This is a genomic window from Streptomyces luteogriseus (genome assembly GCF_014205055.1).
Classification (GTDB): domain Bacteria; phylum Actinomycetota; class Actinomycetes; order Streptomycetales; family Streptomycetaceae; genus Streptomyces; species Streptomyces luteogriseus.
The window spans coordinates 1,885,002-1,903,084 of record NZ_JACHMS010000001.1 but is presented as its reverse complement, the minus strand read 5'-3'; the positions used below and the strand labels follow the sequence as shown (position 1 = coordinate 1,903,084).

Here is an 18,083-nt window from a genome sequence, read left to right as displayed (position 1 = left end):
CGCTCACCGGGTGAGCCCGGCCCGGTCGCAGGCGGGGCGGAGCTTCGGGGTGCAGATCTGGTCGAGCGTGTAGACGCCGTTCCGCACGACCGTCCGGCCGATCGTCTCGCGCGTCACTGCGGTCGGGGTGAGCAGGACCGCCGGGACGTCCTCCGTGGTGGGGCTGTCCACCGTCGTCGTGACCAGGGCGTCGATGTCGTTGCCGCGCGCCAGGGCGACGGCCATCGCGGCGGCCGCCTCGGTCTCCAGCCGGAACGGCTTGTAGACGGTCATGTACTGCTCGCCCTTGACGATGCGCTGCACGGCGTCGAGGTCGGCGTCCTGCCCGGTGACCGGGGGCAGGGGCGAGACACGGGCACTCTTGAGGGCCGAGATGACACCGGCCGCGATCGAGTCGTTGGCCGCGAGCACCCCGTCGATCCGGCTCGGCCCGAGGTCGCTGATCGCGGCGGACATGTGGTCGTGCGCGTTCTCCGTGCGCCACCCCAGGGTGTCGTACGACTTCAGGATCCGCACCTCGTCCCGGAGGGCGGCCCGGGCTCCGCCCTCGTACCAGGCGGCGTTGGGGCTGGACGGGTCGCCGTTCATCATGACGACACCGCCGCCGTCGGCCCTGGCGCCCATGCCCTTCATGAGTGCCTGGCCCTGGAGCATGCCGACCTGGGCGCCGTCGAAACTGACGAACCCCGAGATCGGGCCCTCGGCGAGCCGGTCGTAGGCGACGACCGGGATGCCCTCGCGCTGTGCGGCGCGGACCGAGGAGCGCAGGGCCTTGGGGTCGACGACGTCCAGGATCAGGGCCGAGACCCCCCGGGTGATCATGGAGGTCATCTGCTGCCGCTGGCTCGCCGCGTCGTTCTCGGCGTTGGCGTACACGACCGTGCAGTCGGCGCACAGCTCCTCCACCCGCTTCTCGATCAGCGGCTTGTCCGACTTTTCCCAGCGGGGCACGGCCCGGCTCGGCAGCAGCAGTCCGATGGTCAGGCCGCCCTCGCCCTCCCCGCCGCTGTCGGTACATCCGGCGAGAGACACGGCCAGGAGGACCGCCAGCAGCCCGGCGGCGCCACGCAGGCCGAGGCGGCCCATCAGGGACCTCCCTCGCGCGTCTCGGCCCGGGGCTGGGACGGGGCCGGACGGAGGCGGTGACGGTTCTGCTCGCTCCGTCCCCGGCCGCCTTCGATCCCGCCCCGGTCCCCTCCTTCGTGCCGCTCCCGGCTCCCGCCTTCGCCGAGGTCCGCGGCGTGTTGTCCGGCCCGGGGCGCGGGCCCGTCGCCGTCGCGGTCCGCTGTCCCGCCACGGTCCCGGTCCTGGCCCTGCTCGCGGGCCTTGCGCCGGTTCCGGCCCAGGCCCCAGGTCCGGTCTCGGCCCAGGCCCCAGCCGCGGCCAGGCTTCCGCTCCTCCTCCGGCTCGGCTTCCGGTTCCTCGTCCGGCTCCTCGCCGGACTCCGGCTCCCCTTCCGGACGGGTGACGACGATCTCGCTCCACACCTGCTTGCCGCCGCCCATCGGTACCGAGCCCCAGACCGCGGACACGGCCTCGACCAGGAAGAGCCCGCGGCCGCCCGTCGACTCCCAGTCCACGACCACCGGCTTGGCCGGCGCCCGCGGCGAGGAGTCGCTCACCGTCACCCGCAGCCGGTCCGCCGCCAGGGTCAGCTCCACCCGGACCGCGCCCTGCGTGTGCACCAGCGCGTTGGTGACCAGCTCCGACACCACCAGGAGCACGGTGTCGGCCTCGTCCGCGATACCCCACGAGCGCAGCGTGCGCGCACTGAACCGGCGGGCGTGCATCACCGCGTCCGGCAGCCGCCACACCACCCAGCCCGCCCGCACCGGCCGAACCCGCATCCCGTCGTAGCGCAGCAGCAGCACCGCCACGTCGTCCTCGCGGCGCCCGTCCTCGCCGAGCAGTTCGTCGGCCATTTGCCCGGGGTCGGCGGGGTCGGCCGCGGCGAGCGCCTGGCGTACGAGCCGCATGCCCTCGTCCACCTGCAGATCCGACGACTCGACCAGACCGTCCGTCACCAGCGCGAGCACCGAGCCCGGGGCGAGTGCCATCGCCGTCAGCGGGAACTCCGCGTCCGCGAGGACGCCCAGGGGGAGTCCGCCCTCGACCGCGATCTCCGCCGTGCTGCCGTCGGGATGCCGCACGAGGGGGGCCAGATGCCCGGCCCGTACGAACAGCGCGTTGCCCTCCTCCATGTCCAGCTCGACGTAGCCACAGGTGGCGAACAGGTCCGTCTCCATGCCCACGAGCAGCCGGTTGGCGTGCGCGACGACCACGTCCGGCGGATGCCCCTCCACGGCGTAGGCCCTGACCGCCGTACGCATCTGGCCCATGATCGTCGCCGCCCCGGCGCTGTGCCCCTGCACATCCCCGATGACCAGGGCCACCTTGTTCTCCGACAGTGCGATCACGTCGTACCAGTCGCCGCCCACCTGGAGTCCGCGCCGGGCGGGCAGATAGCGGGCGACCGCGGTGCCCCCGGGCAGCCGGGGGAGCCGGCGCGGCAGCAGGCTGCGCTGGAGCATCGTCGCGAGTTCCTGCTCGGCGTCGTAGGCGTGCGCGCGTTTGAGGGCCTGCCCGACGAGTCCCGCGGTCGCGGTCAGCAGGGCCCGCTCCTCGGGGGCGAACTCGTGCGGGGTGTCCCAGCCGACCAGGCACACCCCCGCCACCCCGCTCTTGGCCGGCAGCGGCAGCACCGCGAGCCCGCCGGGGCCGATCCCGGCGAGCCCCGGTTCCAGCACGGAACCCGCCGGCCACAGGCTCATCCGCCCGTCACGCAGCGCCGCCTGGAGCGTGGGCAGGGCGGTGACCGGCGCGTCGGGCCACTCCGAGCGCCACTCGCGCCGCCACAGCTCCGGCCAGGCACCGGCACCCGGCGGGTCGAGCACGGTGACCGCCAGCCGGTCCTCCAGCAGCTCGGCGAGCGCCACCCGGTCGGCACCCAGCGGCTCGCGCAGCGCGGCGACCACCACACGGCTGACGTCCCGCACGGTCGTGGCGTCGTCGAGGGCGGCCGTCAGCCACTGGATCCGGGCGACGTCGCTGGCGCTGCGGCGCAGCACCGGCGCCGCGCTCACCACGCCCAGCACCCGCTCCGGGGCGCCCTCGGGCCCCTTCAGCACCCGGCAGCTCAGCCGCAGCCAGCACAGTTCACCGGTCGGCCTGCGGATCCGGAACTCCAGCTCACGGCGGCCCGGGGTCTGCGCGGACGGCTCGATGACCGACATCAGCGCGGGGACGTCCTCCGGGACGCTGTAGGAGAGCAGGGTGTCGGTCTTGCCGTCGAAACCGCCCTCGGGGATGCCGACGAGTTCGAGCAGGGCCGGATCCGTCTCGACCAGCCCGGTGCCGGGCGACAGGGCGAAGGACCCGACCCCCATGGCGCGCAGGGCCGAATCCAGCAGGGGGGAGGGCGCCGACCGGTCGGCCTCGCCGCGCAGCCGCTCGGCGACGACCTCGGCGTACCGCTCCAGGAACTCCCGCTGTTCGGCGCCGAACCCCTCCCCGGCCTCTCCCACCACCACGAGACACCCCAGCCACCCGCCCGCGGCCCCCAGCGGCAGCGCCCCGAGCGGCACGGCGGTGGCGGCGGCTTCCGTCCGTCCGGGGAGCACCACACCCGGGAGCCACACGGCCCGCCCCCGCAGAAACGCCTCGGCGACGGCCGGACAACCGTCTCCCGAGTCGGTCGGGTCCGGCGGTACGGCGGGGGCAGCGCGGTGCGGGGCGGCAGGTGACTCCGGTCGTCCGGGGGAGGGGCTCGGCCCCGGAGGTCCCCCGGAATCCGAGACCGTCACCCGCCCCGGCAGCTGGTACCGCTGCCCGGGCTCGGCCTCGGCCTCGGCCGACTCCACCAGGCAGAGCTCCGCACCGTCCTCACTGCGCACGTACACCGCCGCCAGCGCCACGCCGGCGAAGGCCAGCAGCCGGATTCGCGCGGCCGTCTCCGGAACGGGACGAGGCGGACCGGTGCCCCCGTTCCCCGGCGCCCGGAGACCGGGGGCCGCGGCCCGGGCATCGCCGTAATGGGGCATGTCCGCATCCACCTCCCGTCCACACCGCGGTCAGCGGCAGGTGGGAGTCCCCGGAACTCAGGCGACGACGACGCGGGCACGGGACCGGCGGCGCGGGGTCGCGCCTCCCATGGCGGTTCCACGCCGCTCATGAGCGGCAGGGCACCCACACAACAGAATCGCACACCTGGATAACAGCGACATATGGGGCGGCCTGGCCGGCCCGGCAGGCGTCACCGGCGGGTTCTGATCGCCCGCCCCGGGGAGCCGGGACACCGCTCCGGTGGCAGCGGGGAGACCTCGGCGGCGATCCCCGTCCGGGGCTCACCCGCCCGGACAGCAGCCCCGCCACAACGCTCCGGGCCCCCGGCGCCCCGGGCCGTCATCGCCGGCCCGCGAGACCGCGCAGCTCGCCGACCCTCATCAGGCGGCCCAGGGCGAGGTAGGCCACCGCCAGCACGGCCGTTCCCGCGGCAAGACTCACCGCGGTGGGCCAGGTGCCCGTCCCCAGCGTGGCGGTACAGGCCCGGGCGGCGCCCCAGCCCAGCCCCGCGGCGAGAGCCGCGGCGCACAGCAGCTTCGCGTACGTGCGCCGCAGCTCCCCGTCGTCGAGACGGCCGCCCAGCCTCCTGCACAGCCGCCACGCCGTGACGGCCAGCCCGGCCAGATACGACACGGCGTAGGCGCCGGCCATGCCGGTCACCGCCCAGCGCGCGGGCAGCAGCAGGTGGCAGCCGGTGACCAGCGCGATGTTCACGGCGGCGATCCACGTGGCCATGAAGAACGGGGTGCGGGTGTCCTCGAAGGCGTAGAAACCCCGCAGCAGGAGGTACTGGGCCGAGAACGGGATCAGCCCGAGCCCGAACGCCTGGAGCATCTGCCCGAGCGGCTGGGCGGTGGCGGCGTCGGCCGCGCCGTGGGCGAACAGCAGCGTCGAGATGTGGGGGCCCAGCGCCAGGAAGAGGAATCCGGCCGGCACGATGACGACCCCGGAGGCTCGCAGTGCCCGGGAGAGATCGGCGCGCAGCTCGGGGACCCGGTTTTCGGCAGCGGCCCTGCTCATCCGCGGCAGCAGCGCCGTCACCAGGGAAACGGTCACGATCGACTGCGGCAGCATCCAGATGGTCTGCGCGTACATGTAGGCCGTGTAGCCGGCGCCGGCATCCGGCAGGGCCTGGTCCGCGGCGTTGGCGAAGTTCGTCACCACGGTCAGCGCGACCTGGTTGACCAGGACGAACAGCAGCGTCCACTTCGCGGCGTGGACACTCTTGCCCAGACCGGCGCCCCGCCAGTCGAAGCGAGGCCGGAACCGGAAGCCCGAAGCGCGCACGAAGGGGATCAACGCAAGGGCCTGCACGGCGATGCCGGCCGTCGTCCCCAGCCCCAGCAGCCGCACCTGCCCCGCGGTGATGTCCTCCACCCGGTCCGGGACCGTCATCAGCCCGAGGTACGCGCCGAACATGCCGATCAGTACGACGTTGTTCAGCACCGGCGTCCACATCATCGCGCCGAACTTCTCCCGGGCGTTGAGCACTTGGCCCAGGATGCCGAACACGCCGTAGAAGAAGATCTGCGGCAGCAGGAACCGGGCGAAGACCACGGTGAGTTCGAACGCCTCGTGGCCGTCCGCGGTGTCGCGCATGTACAGGCCCACGATCTGCGGCGCGGCCCAGACGGCCAGCGCCGTCCCCGCGGCCAGCACGCACAGCACGAGCGTCACCAGCCGCTGCTCGTAGGCCCGTCCACCGTCGGCCTCGGTGGCCCGCGACCGGACCAGCTGCGGCACCAGCACGGCGTTGAGCGCGCCGCCGATCACCAAGGTGTACAGACTGGTCGGCACGGTGTTCGCCGTGTTGTACGTGCTCGCCAGCAGCCCCGTGCCCAGCGCCGCGGCCTGAAGCACCTGCCGGACGAGCCCCGAGGCCCGGGACACCACCGTGCCCAGGGCCATCAGCAGGGCGGAGCGGGCCGGCCCGCCCTTCCTCCCCGTGCCGCTCCGTGCCGGCTGCCGCCCGCTGCCCTGCCCGCTCGTGGCCGCCGACTCGGCCGCGGCCTTCGCCCCCTCCGTCATGGCGGCCAACCTATGCGCTCAAGATCCGGAAAGGGTGCGGGACCGGCGTTCTTCGGCCGCCCCGGCCGTACGGCCCGACGGGCCCGGTGACCACGGCGCTCGGGTCACCGGGCCCGCCCCGTACGGCGGTTCAGCCCACCCGGCAGGGCGGACTGCTCGTGCTTTCAGCCCCCGAACCGGAGACGACGTAGCCGAACGTCGTGCTCTTGCCCGGGGCCAGGGAGCCGTTCCAGTTGGCGTTGTGGACCATCACCGCCTGGCCGTTGTAGGTCGCGCTGCCGCTCCACAGGCTGTCCACCTTCTGGCCCGCCGGGAGTGTCCAGTCGACCATCCAGCCGAGCATCGGGACCGTGCCGGTGTTGGTGACGGTCACCTCGGACTGGTAGCCGCCGTTCCAGGTGCCGGTCGTCCTGCGGGTGGCCGTGCAGGTGCCGGGCACCGGCTCGGAGGGGTTGCCCGGCTCCTTGATGCCGGTCACCTCGCCGTTGCCACCGTCGAATACGACGTCGGAGCACGAGTAGAAGGTCTCCTGGCTGTCCGAGCGCTGCCAGACCATGTAGATGATGTGGCGGCCCGACTTGGCGGCCGGGAGCTTGCCGGTCCAGGAGTAGTTGGCCTCGACCGTCCCCGGGGAGCCGTTCAGTGGCGGGTGGTCGACCGAGAGGAAGGGCTGGGCCTCCATGTCGTTCCAGGTGAGCGTCTTGGTCGGGTCGAAGCCGTCCTTGGTGATGTAGACGTAGAACCAACCCGGGTGCGCCGCCCAGGCGTTGTACGAGAAGTCGACCGTCGCCCCCGAGGTGAGATGGGTCAGCGGCCAGTCCTTGCTGGGCGTGTTGAACCCGGTGAAGTTGGTGTTGCCGCCGCTGCACAGCTCGCCGTCCGGTACGAAGCCCCGGGTGCGGCCGGCGCCGTCCGAGCGGAGCACCGAGAACCAGTTGTAGAACGGCGTGGTACCGCTGACCTGCTGCGCGCCGCGGCACGCGGGGTTGACCGGCTTGATCTCACCGGTGTCGGTCAGCCCGTCCTGCCAGCACAGGAAGGTGCGGCTGCCGGGCTTCATGGGGGTGCCGTGTGCCTCCGCCTCACCACCGGCCGTCATGACCAGGCCTAGGGCCGGGACGGTGACGAGGAGGGAGAGCAGCACGAGGAAGAGGGCTCTGGCCCGGGTGGGGAGCGCTGATCGGGGCATCGCGGATCCTCCCGGCTTTCTTGTCAGGATCATGACAGCATCATCCGTTCGTGGGGGTGTCGGACCTGCGGATGTGTGTGCCTGGATGCGCGGGATGGGAGCGACTCGAGGGCGGGTTCCGGTCCACCGTGATGGGAGCGCTCCCACCCCGCCTGTTGCGGAAGTTAGCGCCCGGCGGCGCAGATGTAAACGGCCCGGGCGAACGCCTCGGGCGAAAGGGTGCCGACCGTGGGGCCCGGCGGCCGGTGAGGGGGATGCGCCCGTCGCGTGGTGCGGGCCCGGGGGACGGGGCCCGTTCGGGTGGCGCACCGACCACCTTGCGGCCCACGAGGGACTCCGGGACACCGGTGCCCACGGCCTCCACCGTCCCGGACCGCAGTGCGCGCTCACTCCGCCGTACTCGCGGACTCCGGATGCGGGGACGGCTCGTCACGTGGTGCCTCACCTGGGAAGAGGCGCGGGCGCAGGCAGGTGTCATCGCCCGTCCCCGGCCCAAGAGGCCGCCGGGCAAAGCAAGTTGACTTTGCCTTCCCTTTGCGGTTGGCTGCGGATCCGACCATCATGATCCGGGGGGATCCACGTGAACCGCGCTCTTCGTGCAGTCGTCTGCTCCGTCGCAGTCGGCACTCTCGCGCTCGGCCTGAGCTCCTGCTCCGAGGCGGTCGACCAGGTCGACAAGGCGGTGAACGAGACCTACGAGGTCACCTACGAGGTCACGGGGAAGAACATCGACTCGATCGACTTCCACGGCGGCGGTGGCAAGGCCATGGAGCCGAAGGTCGAGTCCGTGTCGAAGCCCGAGCTGCCCTGGAAGAAGACGGTCACCCTGCGCGGCATCATGCCCGCGGCGGTCATCCCGGTCGCCACGGACCCCGAGGGTTCCCAGGTCACCTGCAAGATCATCCACAAGGGCAAGGTGCTCGAGGAGCAGAGCGCCGAAGGCCTGGTGACCGCCGGCGGCTGCACCGCGGAGTCCCCGGTCACGGAGTGATGCCAGGAGGTACGGCGGGATGGCGCGGCTTTGAGGCCTGCGCCACCGTCGTGCCGGCCGAACGCGCGCTGCGCCGTGGACTTGAGTGACTCCGGCCACGCAGGTGCTCGGGCCGGCCGCACACCTCGCGGCCCAGGAGGCCTCACCACGAGGTCAACCCGCCCCGGACACTGACCGCGAACCCCCGCCGACGTCACCCGGCTCGTCCAACACCGCACGCAGCCAGTTCAGTTGGCGCCGCACCTGCACAGCCTCGCCCCCCTCGTGCCCGTTGAACGCATACGCGTGGATCTCCTTGCGCGGCTGCGTACCGGTCAGTTCGGCATAGCGGTTGAAGGCGGCGTACGCCCCGCTCGGCGGACACACCGTGTCCCGCAGCCCCACTCCGACGTGGGCCGGGGCCTGCGCCCGCCGGGCGAAGGAGACGCCCTCGACGTAGGAGAGGGTGCGGCAGGCCGCCTCCTCGGCGCCCCGGTGGACGGAGAGGTAGGCGGCGATCTCGCCGTAGGGGCCGGCGTCGGTGAGGTCCAGGGCGCGGCGGATGCCGCACAGGAGCGGAGCGGTGACCAGGACGGCCGTCAGGTCCGGGACGAGCCCCGCGACCGCCAGGGCCAGCCCGCCGCCCTGGCTGTTGCCGACCGCCACGGTCCGCTCCGGATCGACGCCGGGCAGTCCCCGTACCGCCGCGACCGCGCGGACCGCGTCCGTGATCAGACGCCGGTAGTGGTAGTCCTCGGCGGCGAGCAGCCCCCGCACCGCAGGACCGGGCCCGCCCGGCGCGACGGCGTGCGGATCGGGTGTGTCACCGCCGCACCCGTACTGGTCGCCCTGACCGCGGTTGTCCATGAGCAGATGCGCGTACCCGGCGTTGACCCACGTCAGACGCTCATGGGGAAGGCCGCGTCCGCGCCCGTACCCGGCGAACTCGACCACGGCGGGCAGCGGTTCACCGCTCCCGGCCGGCCGGCTGAACCACGCCCGCACCGGGTCGCCCGCGAAGCCCCGGAACGTCAGGTCCCAAATACGCGTCAGCCGGAGACCCGTCTGGACCGGCCGCACCGACACCACCGGGTCCGTCTCCCCGGCCGCCTTCAGGGTGTCCCGCCAGAATGCGTCGAAGTCGGCGGGTTCCTCGATGTCCGGGCGGTAGCACTCCAGTTCCGGCAGCGGCAGGTCGAACGCGGGCACGGCGGCACCTCGCAGGAGTCGGTTGTCATACAGAAACTTGCGGTGCGGGAGGGGTGGTCGCCCCGGGGGTCTACCCAGCTTCGACGGCGTTCCAACGCGCCCCAGGCGTCCCGTCCGAGGACCGCCGTACCCATTGACAGCGCTTTCTGCTGCCCTTAGGTTGCCGCGGAGTTACCGGTAAGCGCTCGAAAGTTTCGGTTCCGCGTCCCACGCCCACGGGAGGCCCGAGCAATGAGCACGTCCACCACATCGGCCCCGCCGGGCACCCAGGACCAGCCTCCGGCCCGGGCCGCCCCCCGGCGCGGCAAGCGGGCGAACGCCCGGACGAGTTGGCGGCGGGCGCTGCGCCGCGACTGGCGGTTGTACTCGCTGGCGATCCTGCCGCTGCTGTTCTTCCTGGTCTTCCGCTATCTGCCGATGATCGGCAACGTCATCGCCTTCCGGCGCTTCGAGCCCGGCGGTTCCCTCTTCGGCGAGGACTGGGTGGGGCTGCGCTACGTGCGGATGTTCCTCAGCGACCCCACCTTCTGGCAGGTGTTCCGCAACACCCTCTGGCTGGGCGGGCTCACCCTCGTCTTCTGCTTCCCGATTCCCGTCGTGCTGGCGCTCCTGCTGAACGAGGTGCGCAGGCGTTCCCTGAAGCGGTTCGTGCAGTCGGTGTCGTACTTGCCGCACTTCCTGTCGATCGTGATCGTCGCCGGCATCACCCTGCAGATGCTGGCGAGCGACGGCCCGGTCAACCATGTCCTGGGCCTGCTCGGCCACGACCCGGTTCGCTTCATCCAGGAACCCCAGTGGTTCCGCGCCCTCTACGTCGGCTCGGAGATCTGGCAGACCGCCGGCTGGGGCACGATCCTCTACCTCGCCGCGCTCACCACGATCGACGAGGACCTGTACGAGGCCGCCCGCATCGACGGTGCCAACCGCTGGCAGCAGATCTGGCACGTCACCCTGCCGGGGATCCGGCCCACCATGATCACGCTGCTGATCCTCAACGTCGGCACGTTCATGGCGGTCGGCTTCGAGAAGGTGCTGCTGCTGTACAACCCGCTGACGTACCCGACCGCCGACGTGATCTCGACCTACGTCTACCGGGCCGGTGTCGAGTCCAGCAGCTTCAGCTACGCCGCCGCCATCGGCCTGTTCGAAGCGGTCATCGGCCTGGTCCTGATCACCTCCGCCAACACGCTCTCGCGCCGCACAGTGGGGACCAGCCTGTGGTGAAGCCGAGCCGCTCCTACCGGGTCTTCCAGGGCGTCAACGGGGTGGTCCTCACGCTCGTCGTGCTGGTCACCCTCTACCCGTTCGTCAACATCCTCGCGCGGTCCTTCAGCGGGGAGCGGCAGATCCGGGCCGGTGAGGTGACCCTGTGGCCCAAGGGGTTCAACCTCACCACGTACAAGATCGTGTTCCAGGACGCGATGTTCTGGCGGAACTACGGCAACACCGTGCTCTACACGGTCGTGGCGACGGCGATCGCCATGGTCCTGACGACCTGTTACGCCTACGTCCTGTCGAAGAAGCAGCTCAAGGGGCGCGGCGTGCTCGTCGGCATCGCCGTGTTCACCATGTTCTTCACCGGCGGCCTGATCCCGAACTACATCCTGGTCACCAGCCTCGGCCTGAAGAACAGCGTGTGGGCGATCGCCCTGCCCAACGCGATCAGCGTCTTCAACCTGCTGGTGATGAAGGCCTTCTTCGAGAGCCTGCCGACGGAACTGGAGGAGGCCGCGCAGATCGACGGCCTGAGCACCTACGGCGTCCTGCTGAGGATCGTGCTGCCGCTGTCCAAGGCGGTCGTGGCGACGATGGTGCTCTTCTACTCGGTGTCCTTCTGGAACTCCTGGTTCAGCGCGTTCCTCTACATGGACCACTCCGATCTGATGCCGGTCACCGTGTACCTGCGCAACCTCATCGCGGGCGCCACCGGAGGCGGCAACGCGGGTGCCGCCACCGCGGAGCTCAGTCAGGTGGGCGCGAGCATCCAGGCGGTCACGATCGTGCTCACCGCGCTGCCGATCCTCTGCGTGTACCCGTTCCTCCAGCGCTTCTTCGTCTCGGGCGTGATGCTCGGCGCGGTCAAGGGCTGACGTCCCCCCTCATCCCGCCCACGAACCAGAGGAGTTCCCGTGCAGAACGCAGGAGATTTGTCCCGGCGTCAGATTCTGGCCGCCGCGGGCTTCATCGGCCTCGCCACCCTGACCGGCTGCGGCGGCGACGAGGGCGGCGATGCGAAGGACCTCACGAAGAAGCGGAACGGCGCGATGAAGGACTACCAGCCCGGCCAGCAGTTCAAGGCCTCCAAGGCGCTGTCCTTCTCGATGCTGCACAACGACAACCCGGTCTACCCCCTCAAGGACGGCTGGCTGTTCTGGAAGGAGGTCACCAAGCGCACCGGGATCACCATCAAGCCGCTCGACGTCCCGCTGGCCGACTACGAGAAGAAGCGCAGTGTCCTCATCGGCTCGGGCGACGCCCCCTTCATCATCCCGAAGACGTACCACCCCGGCGAGGTCGCCTTCGTCTCCTCGGGGGCGATCCTCCCGGTCAGCGAGTACGTCGACCTGATGCCCAACTTCCGGGACAAGGTGAAGAAGTGGGGTCTCGAGCCCGAGCTCGACTCCATCCGCCAGTCCGACGGCAAGTACTACCTCCTGCCCGGCCTGCACGAGAAGCCCAGGTCCGGCTACTCGCTCTCGTTCCGCACGGACATCCTCGACAAGCACGGGCTCACGCTGCCGGAGACGTGGGACGAGGTGTACGACGTCCTCAAGGCGCTCAAGGCCGAGTACCCCGACACATACCCCTGGACCGACCGCTGGAGCACCAACACCCCGTTCCCGTGCGGGGCGTTGTTCCAGTACCTCGGCCAGGCCTACGGGGTGAAGGCCGGCTGGGCGTACGACAACATCAGCTTCGACACCACGGCGCGGAAGTTCCTCTTCACCGCCACCCAGGACGCCTACCGGCAGATGGTCGAGTACCTGAGAAAGATCGTCGCCGAGAAGCTGCTCGACCCGGAGAGCTTCACCCAGCAGGACGACCAGGCCGTGCAGAAGCTGCTGGCCCAGAAGTCCTATGCGATCAGCGCCAACCCGCAGGAGCTGGTGCAGAACTACCGCTACAACCTGAGCAAGCAGGTCAAGGGCTCGAAGATCGAGATGGTCCCGGTACCCCTCGGACCGGCAGGACCGATTCTGCTGAGCGGCATCCGGCTGGAGAACGGCATCATGATCTCCAGCAAGGCTCTCAAGAGCGACACCTTCGTCGCGATGATGCAGTTCGTGGACTGGCTCTGGTACTCCGACGAGGGCCAGAAGTTCTGCAAGTGGGGCGTCAGGGGCGTCACGTACACCGAGTCCGGCGGCACGTACACGCCGAAGCCCGGGATCTCGCTGATGGGCTCCGACCCGGACGCCCCGAAGGACCTCCAGAAGGACTACGGCTTCTTCAACGGCGTGTTCACCTACGGCGGCAGCTGGGAGCTGGTCTCCTCCAGCTTCAGCCCGGACGAGAAGAAGTTCCAGGACGTCATGTCCCGGCGCAAGGAACTGCCCGTCGACCCGGCCCACCCGCTCCAGTCCTTCGAGCAGGAGCAGGCGACCCTCTGGGAGACGCCGCTCAAGGACGCCGTCATCCAGAACACCCTCCGGTTCGTCCTCGGCAAACGGCCGATGTCCGAATGGGACGCGTTCCTCGCGGAGTTGAAGTCGAAGAACATGCAGCAACTCGTCGACCTGCACAACAAGGCGTACGAGCGGTTCATGAAGGAGAACGGATGATCCCGGGCGGACGAACGGCGACCGCCGGGCCGGATGTCGCCGGCACGATCACCGCGCGCACCTCCGGCTCCGGCACCCTCTCGCGCACCTCCGGCTCCGGCACCCTCTCGCGCACCTCCGGCTCCGGCACCCTCTCGCGCACCTCCGGCTTCGGCACCGGCCCCCTCTCCCGCGCCTCCGCCCTCGTCCACACCCTCCTGACCACCGAGGCACTGCTCCTCCTCGCCGCCTCCCCGGGCCTGGCCGGACTGCTCCTGCTCGGCCCCGACCCCGCGAACCTCCCCCTCGCGGCCCTGTGCCTGCTGCCGCTCGGACCGGCCCTGTCCGCCGCGCTCTACGCCCTCCACCACCGCAGCCGCGACCTGACCGAACTGCACCCGGCCCGCGCCTACCTGCGCGGCTGGCGGCTCAACGCCGTACCGGCACTGAAGCTGTGGGCGCCCCTGCTGGCCTGGCTGACGGTCATCGCCTTCACCCTCACGCACTTCGCCGCCACCGGCCTGCCCGGCTGGTGGGCCCTGCTGCTCGGGGCGATCGGCGTGGGTTCCCTCCTCTGGGGCGCGCACGCCCTCGTCCTCACGTCCCTCTTCGTCTTCCGGACCCGGGACACCGCCCGCCTCGCCGCCCACTTCCTGGTCCGGCACGGCCGCGCCACCCTCGCCGCCGCCTCCCTGCTGGTCCTGACGGCCGCGTCGGCCGGCCTGCTCACCGAGGCCCTGCCCGCCCTGCTGGCCGCCCCGCTGCTGCTGTCCCTGCTGCACGGCAGCCGGACCGTGATCGGCGAGACGCGGAGGGACTTCACCGCATGACGCACAAGATCCGCTACGGCGGTGACTACAACCCCGAGCAGTGGCCCCAGGAGGTCTGGGACGCGGACCACCGCCTGTTCACCCGGGCCGGAATCGACACGCTCACCGTCGGCGTCTTCACCTGGTCCGTCACCCAACCGGGCCCGGACACCTACGACTTCACGATCCTGGACCGCATCCTGGACCGGGCCGCCGCCGAGGGACGCCGGGTGTGCCTGGCCACCGGAACCGCCGCCCTCCCACCCTGGCTCGCGACGAGACACCCCGAGGTCAACCGCACCGACTTCGAGGGCCGCCGGCACCGCTACGGCCAGCGCCACACCTTCTGCCCCGGCTCACCGGTGTACCGGGAGCACGCCACCGCTCTCGCCTCGCGCCTCGCCGAACGGTACGCCGGCCATCCGGCCCTGCTCGCCTGGCACATCAACAACGAGTACGGCGGCGCCTGCTACTGCGACCTGTGCGCCGAGGCGTTCCGGGCGTGGCTCCGGGACCGGCACGGCACCCTCGACGCCCTCAACGACGCCTGGTGGACCACCTTCTGGTCCCACCGCTACACCGACTGGGACCAGATCGAACCGCCCAGCGCCCTCACCGAGCACTGGCGCGGTCCCGACCACACCGCGTTCCAGGGCATCACCCTCGACTGGTTCCGCTTCACGACCGACGCCCTCCTCGGCTGCTTCCTGGCCGAGAAGGAGGCGATCCGCGCCCACGACCCGGACACGCCCGCCACCACCAACTTCATGGGCCTCTTCCGCCCCCTCGACTACCACCGCTGGGCTCCCCACCTGGACTTCGCCTCCTGGGACAACTACCCGCCCCTGGACGCCCCGCCGACCCGGCCCGCCCTCGCCCACGACCTGATGCGCGGACTGAAGGACGGCGCCCCCTTCTGGCTGATGGAGCAGACCCCCTCGACGACGGCCTGCCGGGACGTCAACCCGCTCCGGCGGCCCGGCGAGCTCCGCCTCGCCACCTTCCAGGCCGTCGCCCACGGCGCCGACGCCGCCCTCTACTTCCAGATGCGCGCCTCCCGCGGTGCCTGCGAGAAGTACCACGGGGCCGTCGTCGGCCACGCGGGCCGCGACGACACCCGCGTCTTCCGCGAAGTCGCCGAGCTGGGAGGGGAACTGGAGGCCCTGGGCGCCCGCACCCTCGGCGCCCGTACCCCCGCCCGCACCGCGCTCCTCTTCGACTGGGACAGCTGGTGGGCCCTGGAGATCTCCGACGGTCCCTCCCGGCTGGTCAAGTATCCCGACGTGGTCCACGCCTACTACCGGGCCGCCCGCGAGGCAGGAGCCGACCTGGACGTGATCCCCCAGACCGCCGACCTCACCGGCTACGACGTGGTCCTCGCCCCCGCCCTGCACCTGGTCAAGGGCGACCTCGCCACCCGCCTGGAAGCCGTGGCCGCCCGCGGCGGCGCGGTCCTGGCGACCTTCCTCTCCGGCCGCGTGGACGAACACGACCGGGCCTTCCTCACCGACGTCCCCGGCCCCCTCGCCCGCCTGATGGGCATCCGCGTCGACGAATGGGACGCCCGCCCACCGGAGTTCGCCCAGACCGTCCCCGAACTGGGCGCGCAGGCCCGGCTCGTCTTCGAGATCGTGCTGCCGCGCGGCGCCGAGACGGTCGCCACCTACGGCACCGACTTCTACGCCGGCACCCCGGCCGTGACCCGCAACCGGTTCGGCTCCGGCGAGGCCTGGTACGTCGCGACCGCCCTCGATCAGCAAGGGGTCGACCAGGTGGTCCGCCGGATCCTGACCCGCCACGACCTGCTCGGCCCCTACGCGGACCACCCGGCGGTGGAGACCGCCACCCGGGTCGCCCCCGACGGCACCCGCCTGCTCTTCCTCCTCAACCACGCCCCCGAACCGGCCCGTCTGACCGCCCACGCCGCCTTCACCGACCTGCTCACCGGCAAGCGGACCGGCCAGGGCGAACCCCTGGAGCTCGACCCGCTGGGCGTGGCGATCCTTCAGTAGGTCCGCTCTGCCAGCGGATCCGCCCTGCCAGGGGTTCCGCCCGTCAGCGGATTCGTCCGTCAGTGGATGAGCCGCCCCCGCCCGTCCGGCACCCCGGACTTGCGGAAGAAGTAGCTGTTGACCTGATCGCGCCACTCGCGGGCACTGCGGAGCTGCTCCTCGTAGCGCTCGGCCACCCGGGCGTGGCGCGCCGGGTCCACCAGCCCGGTCAGCGAACCCCACACCGCCCGGGCCTCCTCCACCTCCTCGACCCCCTCGAAGTGGGTGTCGTAGATGTGCTGGATCACGGTCTTCCCGCTCTTCAGCACATGCCCGTACGGCACATGGTGGAAGAACAGCAGCAGCTCGTCCGGGCAGGTGTCCGGCGACTCGTAGAGCTCGGCCCACGGCTTGCCGTACTGCCCGGCGTACCCCGTCCCGCTCGCCACACCGCGATCGACCCCGACGCCCTCCCGGTCGGCGAAGTGGTACGTCCCCCACGGGCTGTACTCGTACCCGTCCACACTCGGCCCGTAGTGATGCCCCGGCTGCACCATGAAACCCACACCCAGGGGAGCGGTGTACTTCTCGTACGTCCGCCACGAACCGTCCAGCACGGCGTGCAGCCCGCCCGTGAGCCCCTCCAGGGCGTCCGGGAAACTGAGGGCGATCCACTCGTCGAGCACCGCGCCCGGCTCGGCGTCCGGCTGCCAGGCCAGCCGCCCGAAGGTGTACAGGTTCGCCTGCGCCAGCGGATGCCCCGTCCAGAACGGGTCGTCACCGACGTTCGACACGGCGACCAGCCCGCCCCGCGCCACCTCACCCACCGACAGCCCCTGTTCGTGCCGGAACCGCAGGACCTCGCTCCACATCGGCCCCAGCCAGCACACGTGCCGTTGCTGCCCGGTGTACTCCTGGGTGACCTGCAGCTCCACCGCCAGCCGGGTCCGCGGCATCGCCCCGAGCAGCGGCGACACCGGCTCCCGGACCTGGAAGTCCATCGGCCCGTGCTTCACCTGGAGCACGGCGCCGGCCGCGAACTCCCCGTCCAGCGGCACGAAATGGTCGTACGCGGCCCGGGCCCGGTCCGTCGTGCGGTCCCGCCAGTCCTGGCGATGGTCGTAGACGAAGGCCCGCCAGTGCACCGTGCCGCCGAACGGCTCCAGCGCCGCCGCCAGCAGGTTCGCGCCCTCGGCGTGACTGCGGCCGTAGGCGAACGGCCCCGGCTGCCCCTCCGAGTCGGCCTTCACCACGTACCCGCCGAAGTCGGGGATCGCCTGGTACACCCGCCGGGTCGCCTCGGCCCACCAGCCGCGCACCGTCCGGTCCAGCGGATCGGCCGTGGGCAGCCCGCCGAGCGTGATCGGCGCGGCGAAGGAGACCGACAGGTGGGTGCGGACGCCGTAGGGGCGCAGCGCCCCGGCGATCTCGGCGACTTCACCGATCCGGTCGGTGAGGAGACGCGCCTCGGCCGCATGCACATTGACGTTGTTCACGGAGATCGCGTTGATCCCGCACGCCGCGAGCAGCCTGCCGTACGCCCGCACACGGTCGAGTTCGCGCCGCGCCCTGCCGTCCTCCCAGAACAGCGAGCCACCCGCGTACCCGCGCTCCACCTGGCCCATGACCGGGTGGACGGCCACGTTGTCCCAGTGGTCGAGCATACGCAGGGCGAGCGCGGGGCGGTGGACCTCCCGTGCCCGTGCGCCGGTGAAGGCCGCCTCCCCGAGACGGACGACGTGGAACAGGCCGTAGAGCAGGCCGCGTCCATCGGAGGCGGTGACGGTCGTCGTGCCGTCCTCGCGGGCGAAGGCGAAGCCCTCGTCGCCGAGGTCGTCGCCGCCGAGGCCGAGGACCAGGTCGTACGCGCCGTCCGGCACGGCGTCCCGTACGGCCCGGCCCCCGAACCGCCGACAGGCCTCGGCCAGCTCCCCGTGCACCGTCTCCACCAGGGGACCCGATCCCCGGATCATGGTCCGCCGGCCGCCGACCGCCCGGAAGGCGGCGGGCGGCAGCCAGGCCGGGTCGACCCCTTCGGGCAGGACGGGCACGGGAAGCGGCATC

The 18,083-nt window shown here is 71.6% G+C and carries 12 protein-coding genes; 6 read left to right on the top strand and 6 right to left on the bottom strand.

Going from position 1 to position 18,083, the window contains the following annotated elements:
- Window positions 1-3 precede the first annotated feature (3 nt).
- From BJ965_RS08500 to BJ965_RS08485, 4 genes are all read right to left on the bottom strand, one after another.
- Entirely contained in the window at window positions 4-1,086 is a 1,083-nt protein-coding gene (locus BJ965_RS08500; protein WP_184908117.1) for a substrate-binding domain-containing protein, read from the bottom strand.
- Window positions 1,086-4,040: a SpoIIE family protein phosphatase gene (locus tag BJ965_RS08495; protein ID WP_246545863.1), complete on the bottom strand. Its 2,955-nt coding sequence runs from the start codon at window positions 4,038-4,040 to the stop codon at window positions 1,086-1,088. The genes BJ965_RS08500 and BJ965_RS08495 overlap by 1 nt, the downstream gene beginning before the upstream one ends.
- Window positions 4,041-4,401: 361 nt before the next feature.
- The gene (murJ, locus tag BJ965_RS08490; protein ID WP_184908116.1) at window positions 4,402-6,090 is read right to left on the bottom strand and encodes a murein biosynthesis integral membrane protein MurJ; all 1,689 of its coding nucleotides are present in this window, start codon (window positions 6,088-6,090) and stop codon (window positions 4,402-4,404) included.
- 130 nt (window positions 6,091-6,220) lie between these two features.
- Complete coding sequence (locus BJ965_RS08485) at window positions 6,221-7,279, bottom strand: lytic polysaccharide monooxygenase auxiliary activity family 9 protein (RefSeq protein WP_030838658.1); 1,059 nt, start codon at window positions 7,277-7,279, stop codon at window positions 6,221-6,223.
- Between the two features lie 580 nt (window positions 7,280-7,859).
- Here BJ965_RS08485 and BJ965_RS08480 point away from each other — a divergent pair.
- Window positions 7,860-8,270, top strand: coding sequence for an MmpS family transport accessory protein (locus BJ965_RS08480; RefSeq protein WP_184908115.1), 411 nt, complete (start codon window positions 7,860-7,862; stop codon window positions 8,268-8,270).
- Between the two features lie 153 nt (window positions 8,271-8,423).
- Here BJ965_RS08480 and BJ965_RS08475 read toward each other — a convergent pair whose 3' ends face one another.
- Window positions 8,424-9,458: an acetylxylan esterase gene (locus BJ965_RS08475; RefSeq protein ID WP_184908114.1), complete on the bottom strand. Its 1,035-nt coding sequence runs from the start codon at window positions 9,456-9,458 to the stop codon at window positions 8,424-8,426.
- Window positions 9,459-9,689: 231 nt separating this feature from the next.
- Between BJ965_RS08475 and BJ965_RS08470 the strand changes: the two genes are divergently transcribed.
- Genes BJ965_RS08470 through BJ965_RS08450 form a run of 5 tightly spaced genes read left to right on the top strand, consistent with a single transcriptional unit; the run spans window position 9,690 to window position 16,040 of the window.
- Window positions 9,690-10,682: an ABC transporter permease gene (locus tag BJ965_RS08470; RefSeq protein ID WP_184908113.1), complete on the top strand. Its 993-nt coding sequence runs from the start codon at window positions 9,690-9,692 to the stop codon at window positions 10,680-10,682.
- Complete coding sequence (locus tag BJ965_RS08465; RefSeq protein WP_184908112.1) at window positions 10,676-11,548, top strand: carbohydrate ABC transporter permease; 873 nt, start codon at window positions 10,676-10,678, stop codon at window positions 11,546-11,548. The genes BJ965_RS08470 and BJ965_RS08465 overlap by 7 nt, the downstream gene beginning before the upstream one ends.
- A 39-nt stretch (window positions 11,549-11,587) precedes the next feature.
- Window positions 11,588-13,240, top strand: coding sequence for an ABC transporter substrate-binding protein (locus BJ965_RS08460; RefSeq protein WP_184908111.1), 1,653 nt, complete (start codon window positions 11,588-11,590; stop codon window positions 13,238-13,240).
- Entirely contained in the window at window positions 13,237-14,049 is an 813-nt protein-coding gene (locus BJ965_RS08455) for a hypothetical protein (protein ID WP_246545862.1), read from the top strand. The genes BJ965_RS08460 and BJ965_RS08455 overlap by 4 nt, the downstream gene beginning before the upstream one ends.
- Window positions 14,046-16,040: a beta-galactosidase gene (locus BJ965_RS08450; RefSeq protein WP_184908110.1), complete on the top strand. Its 1,995-nt coding sequence runs from the start codon at window positions 14,046-14,048 to the stop codon at window positions 16,038-16,040. Before BJ965_RS08455 ends, BJ965_RS08450 begins: the two co-directional genes overlap by 4 nt.
- Window positions 16,041-16,099: 59 nt before the next feature.
- Here the strand turns inward: BJ965_RS08450 and BJ965_RS08445 are convergent, their stop codons facing one another.
- Entirely contained in the window at window positions 16,100-18,082 is a 1,983-nt protein-coding gene (locus BJ965_RS08445) for an alpha-glucuronidase (protein ID WP_184908109.1), read from the bottom strand.
- Between the last annotated feature and the right edge of the window lies 1 nt (window position 18,083).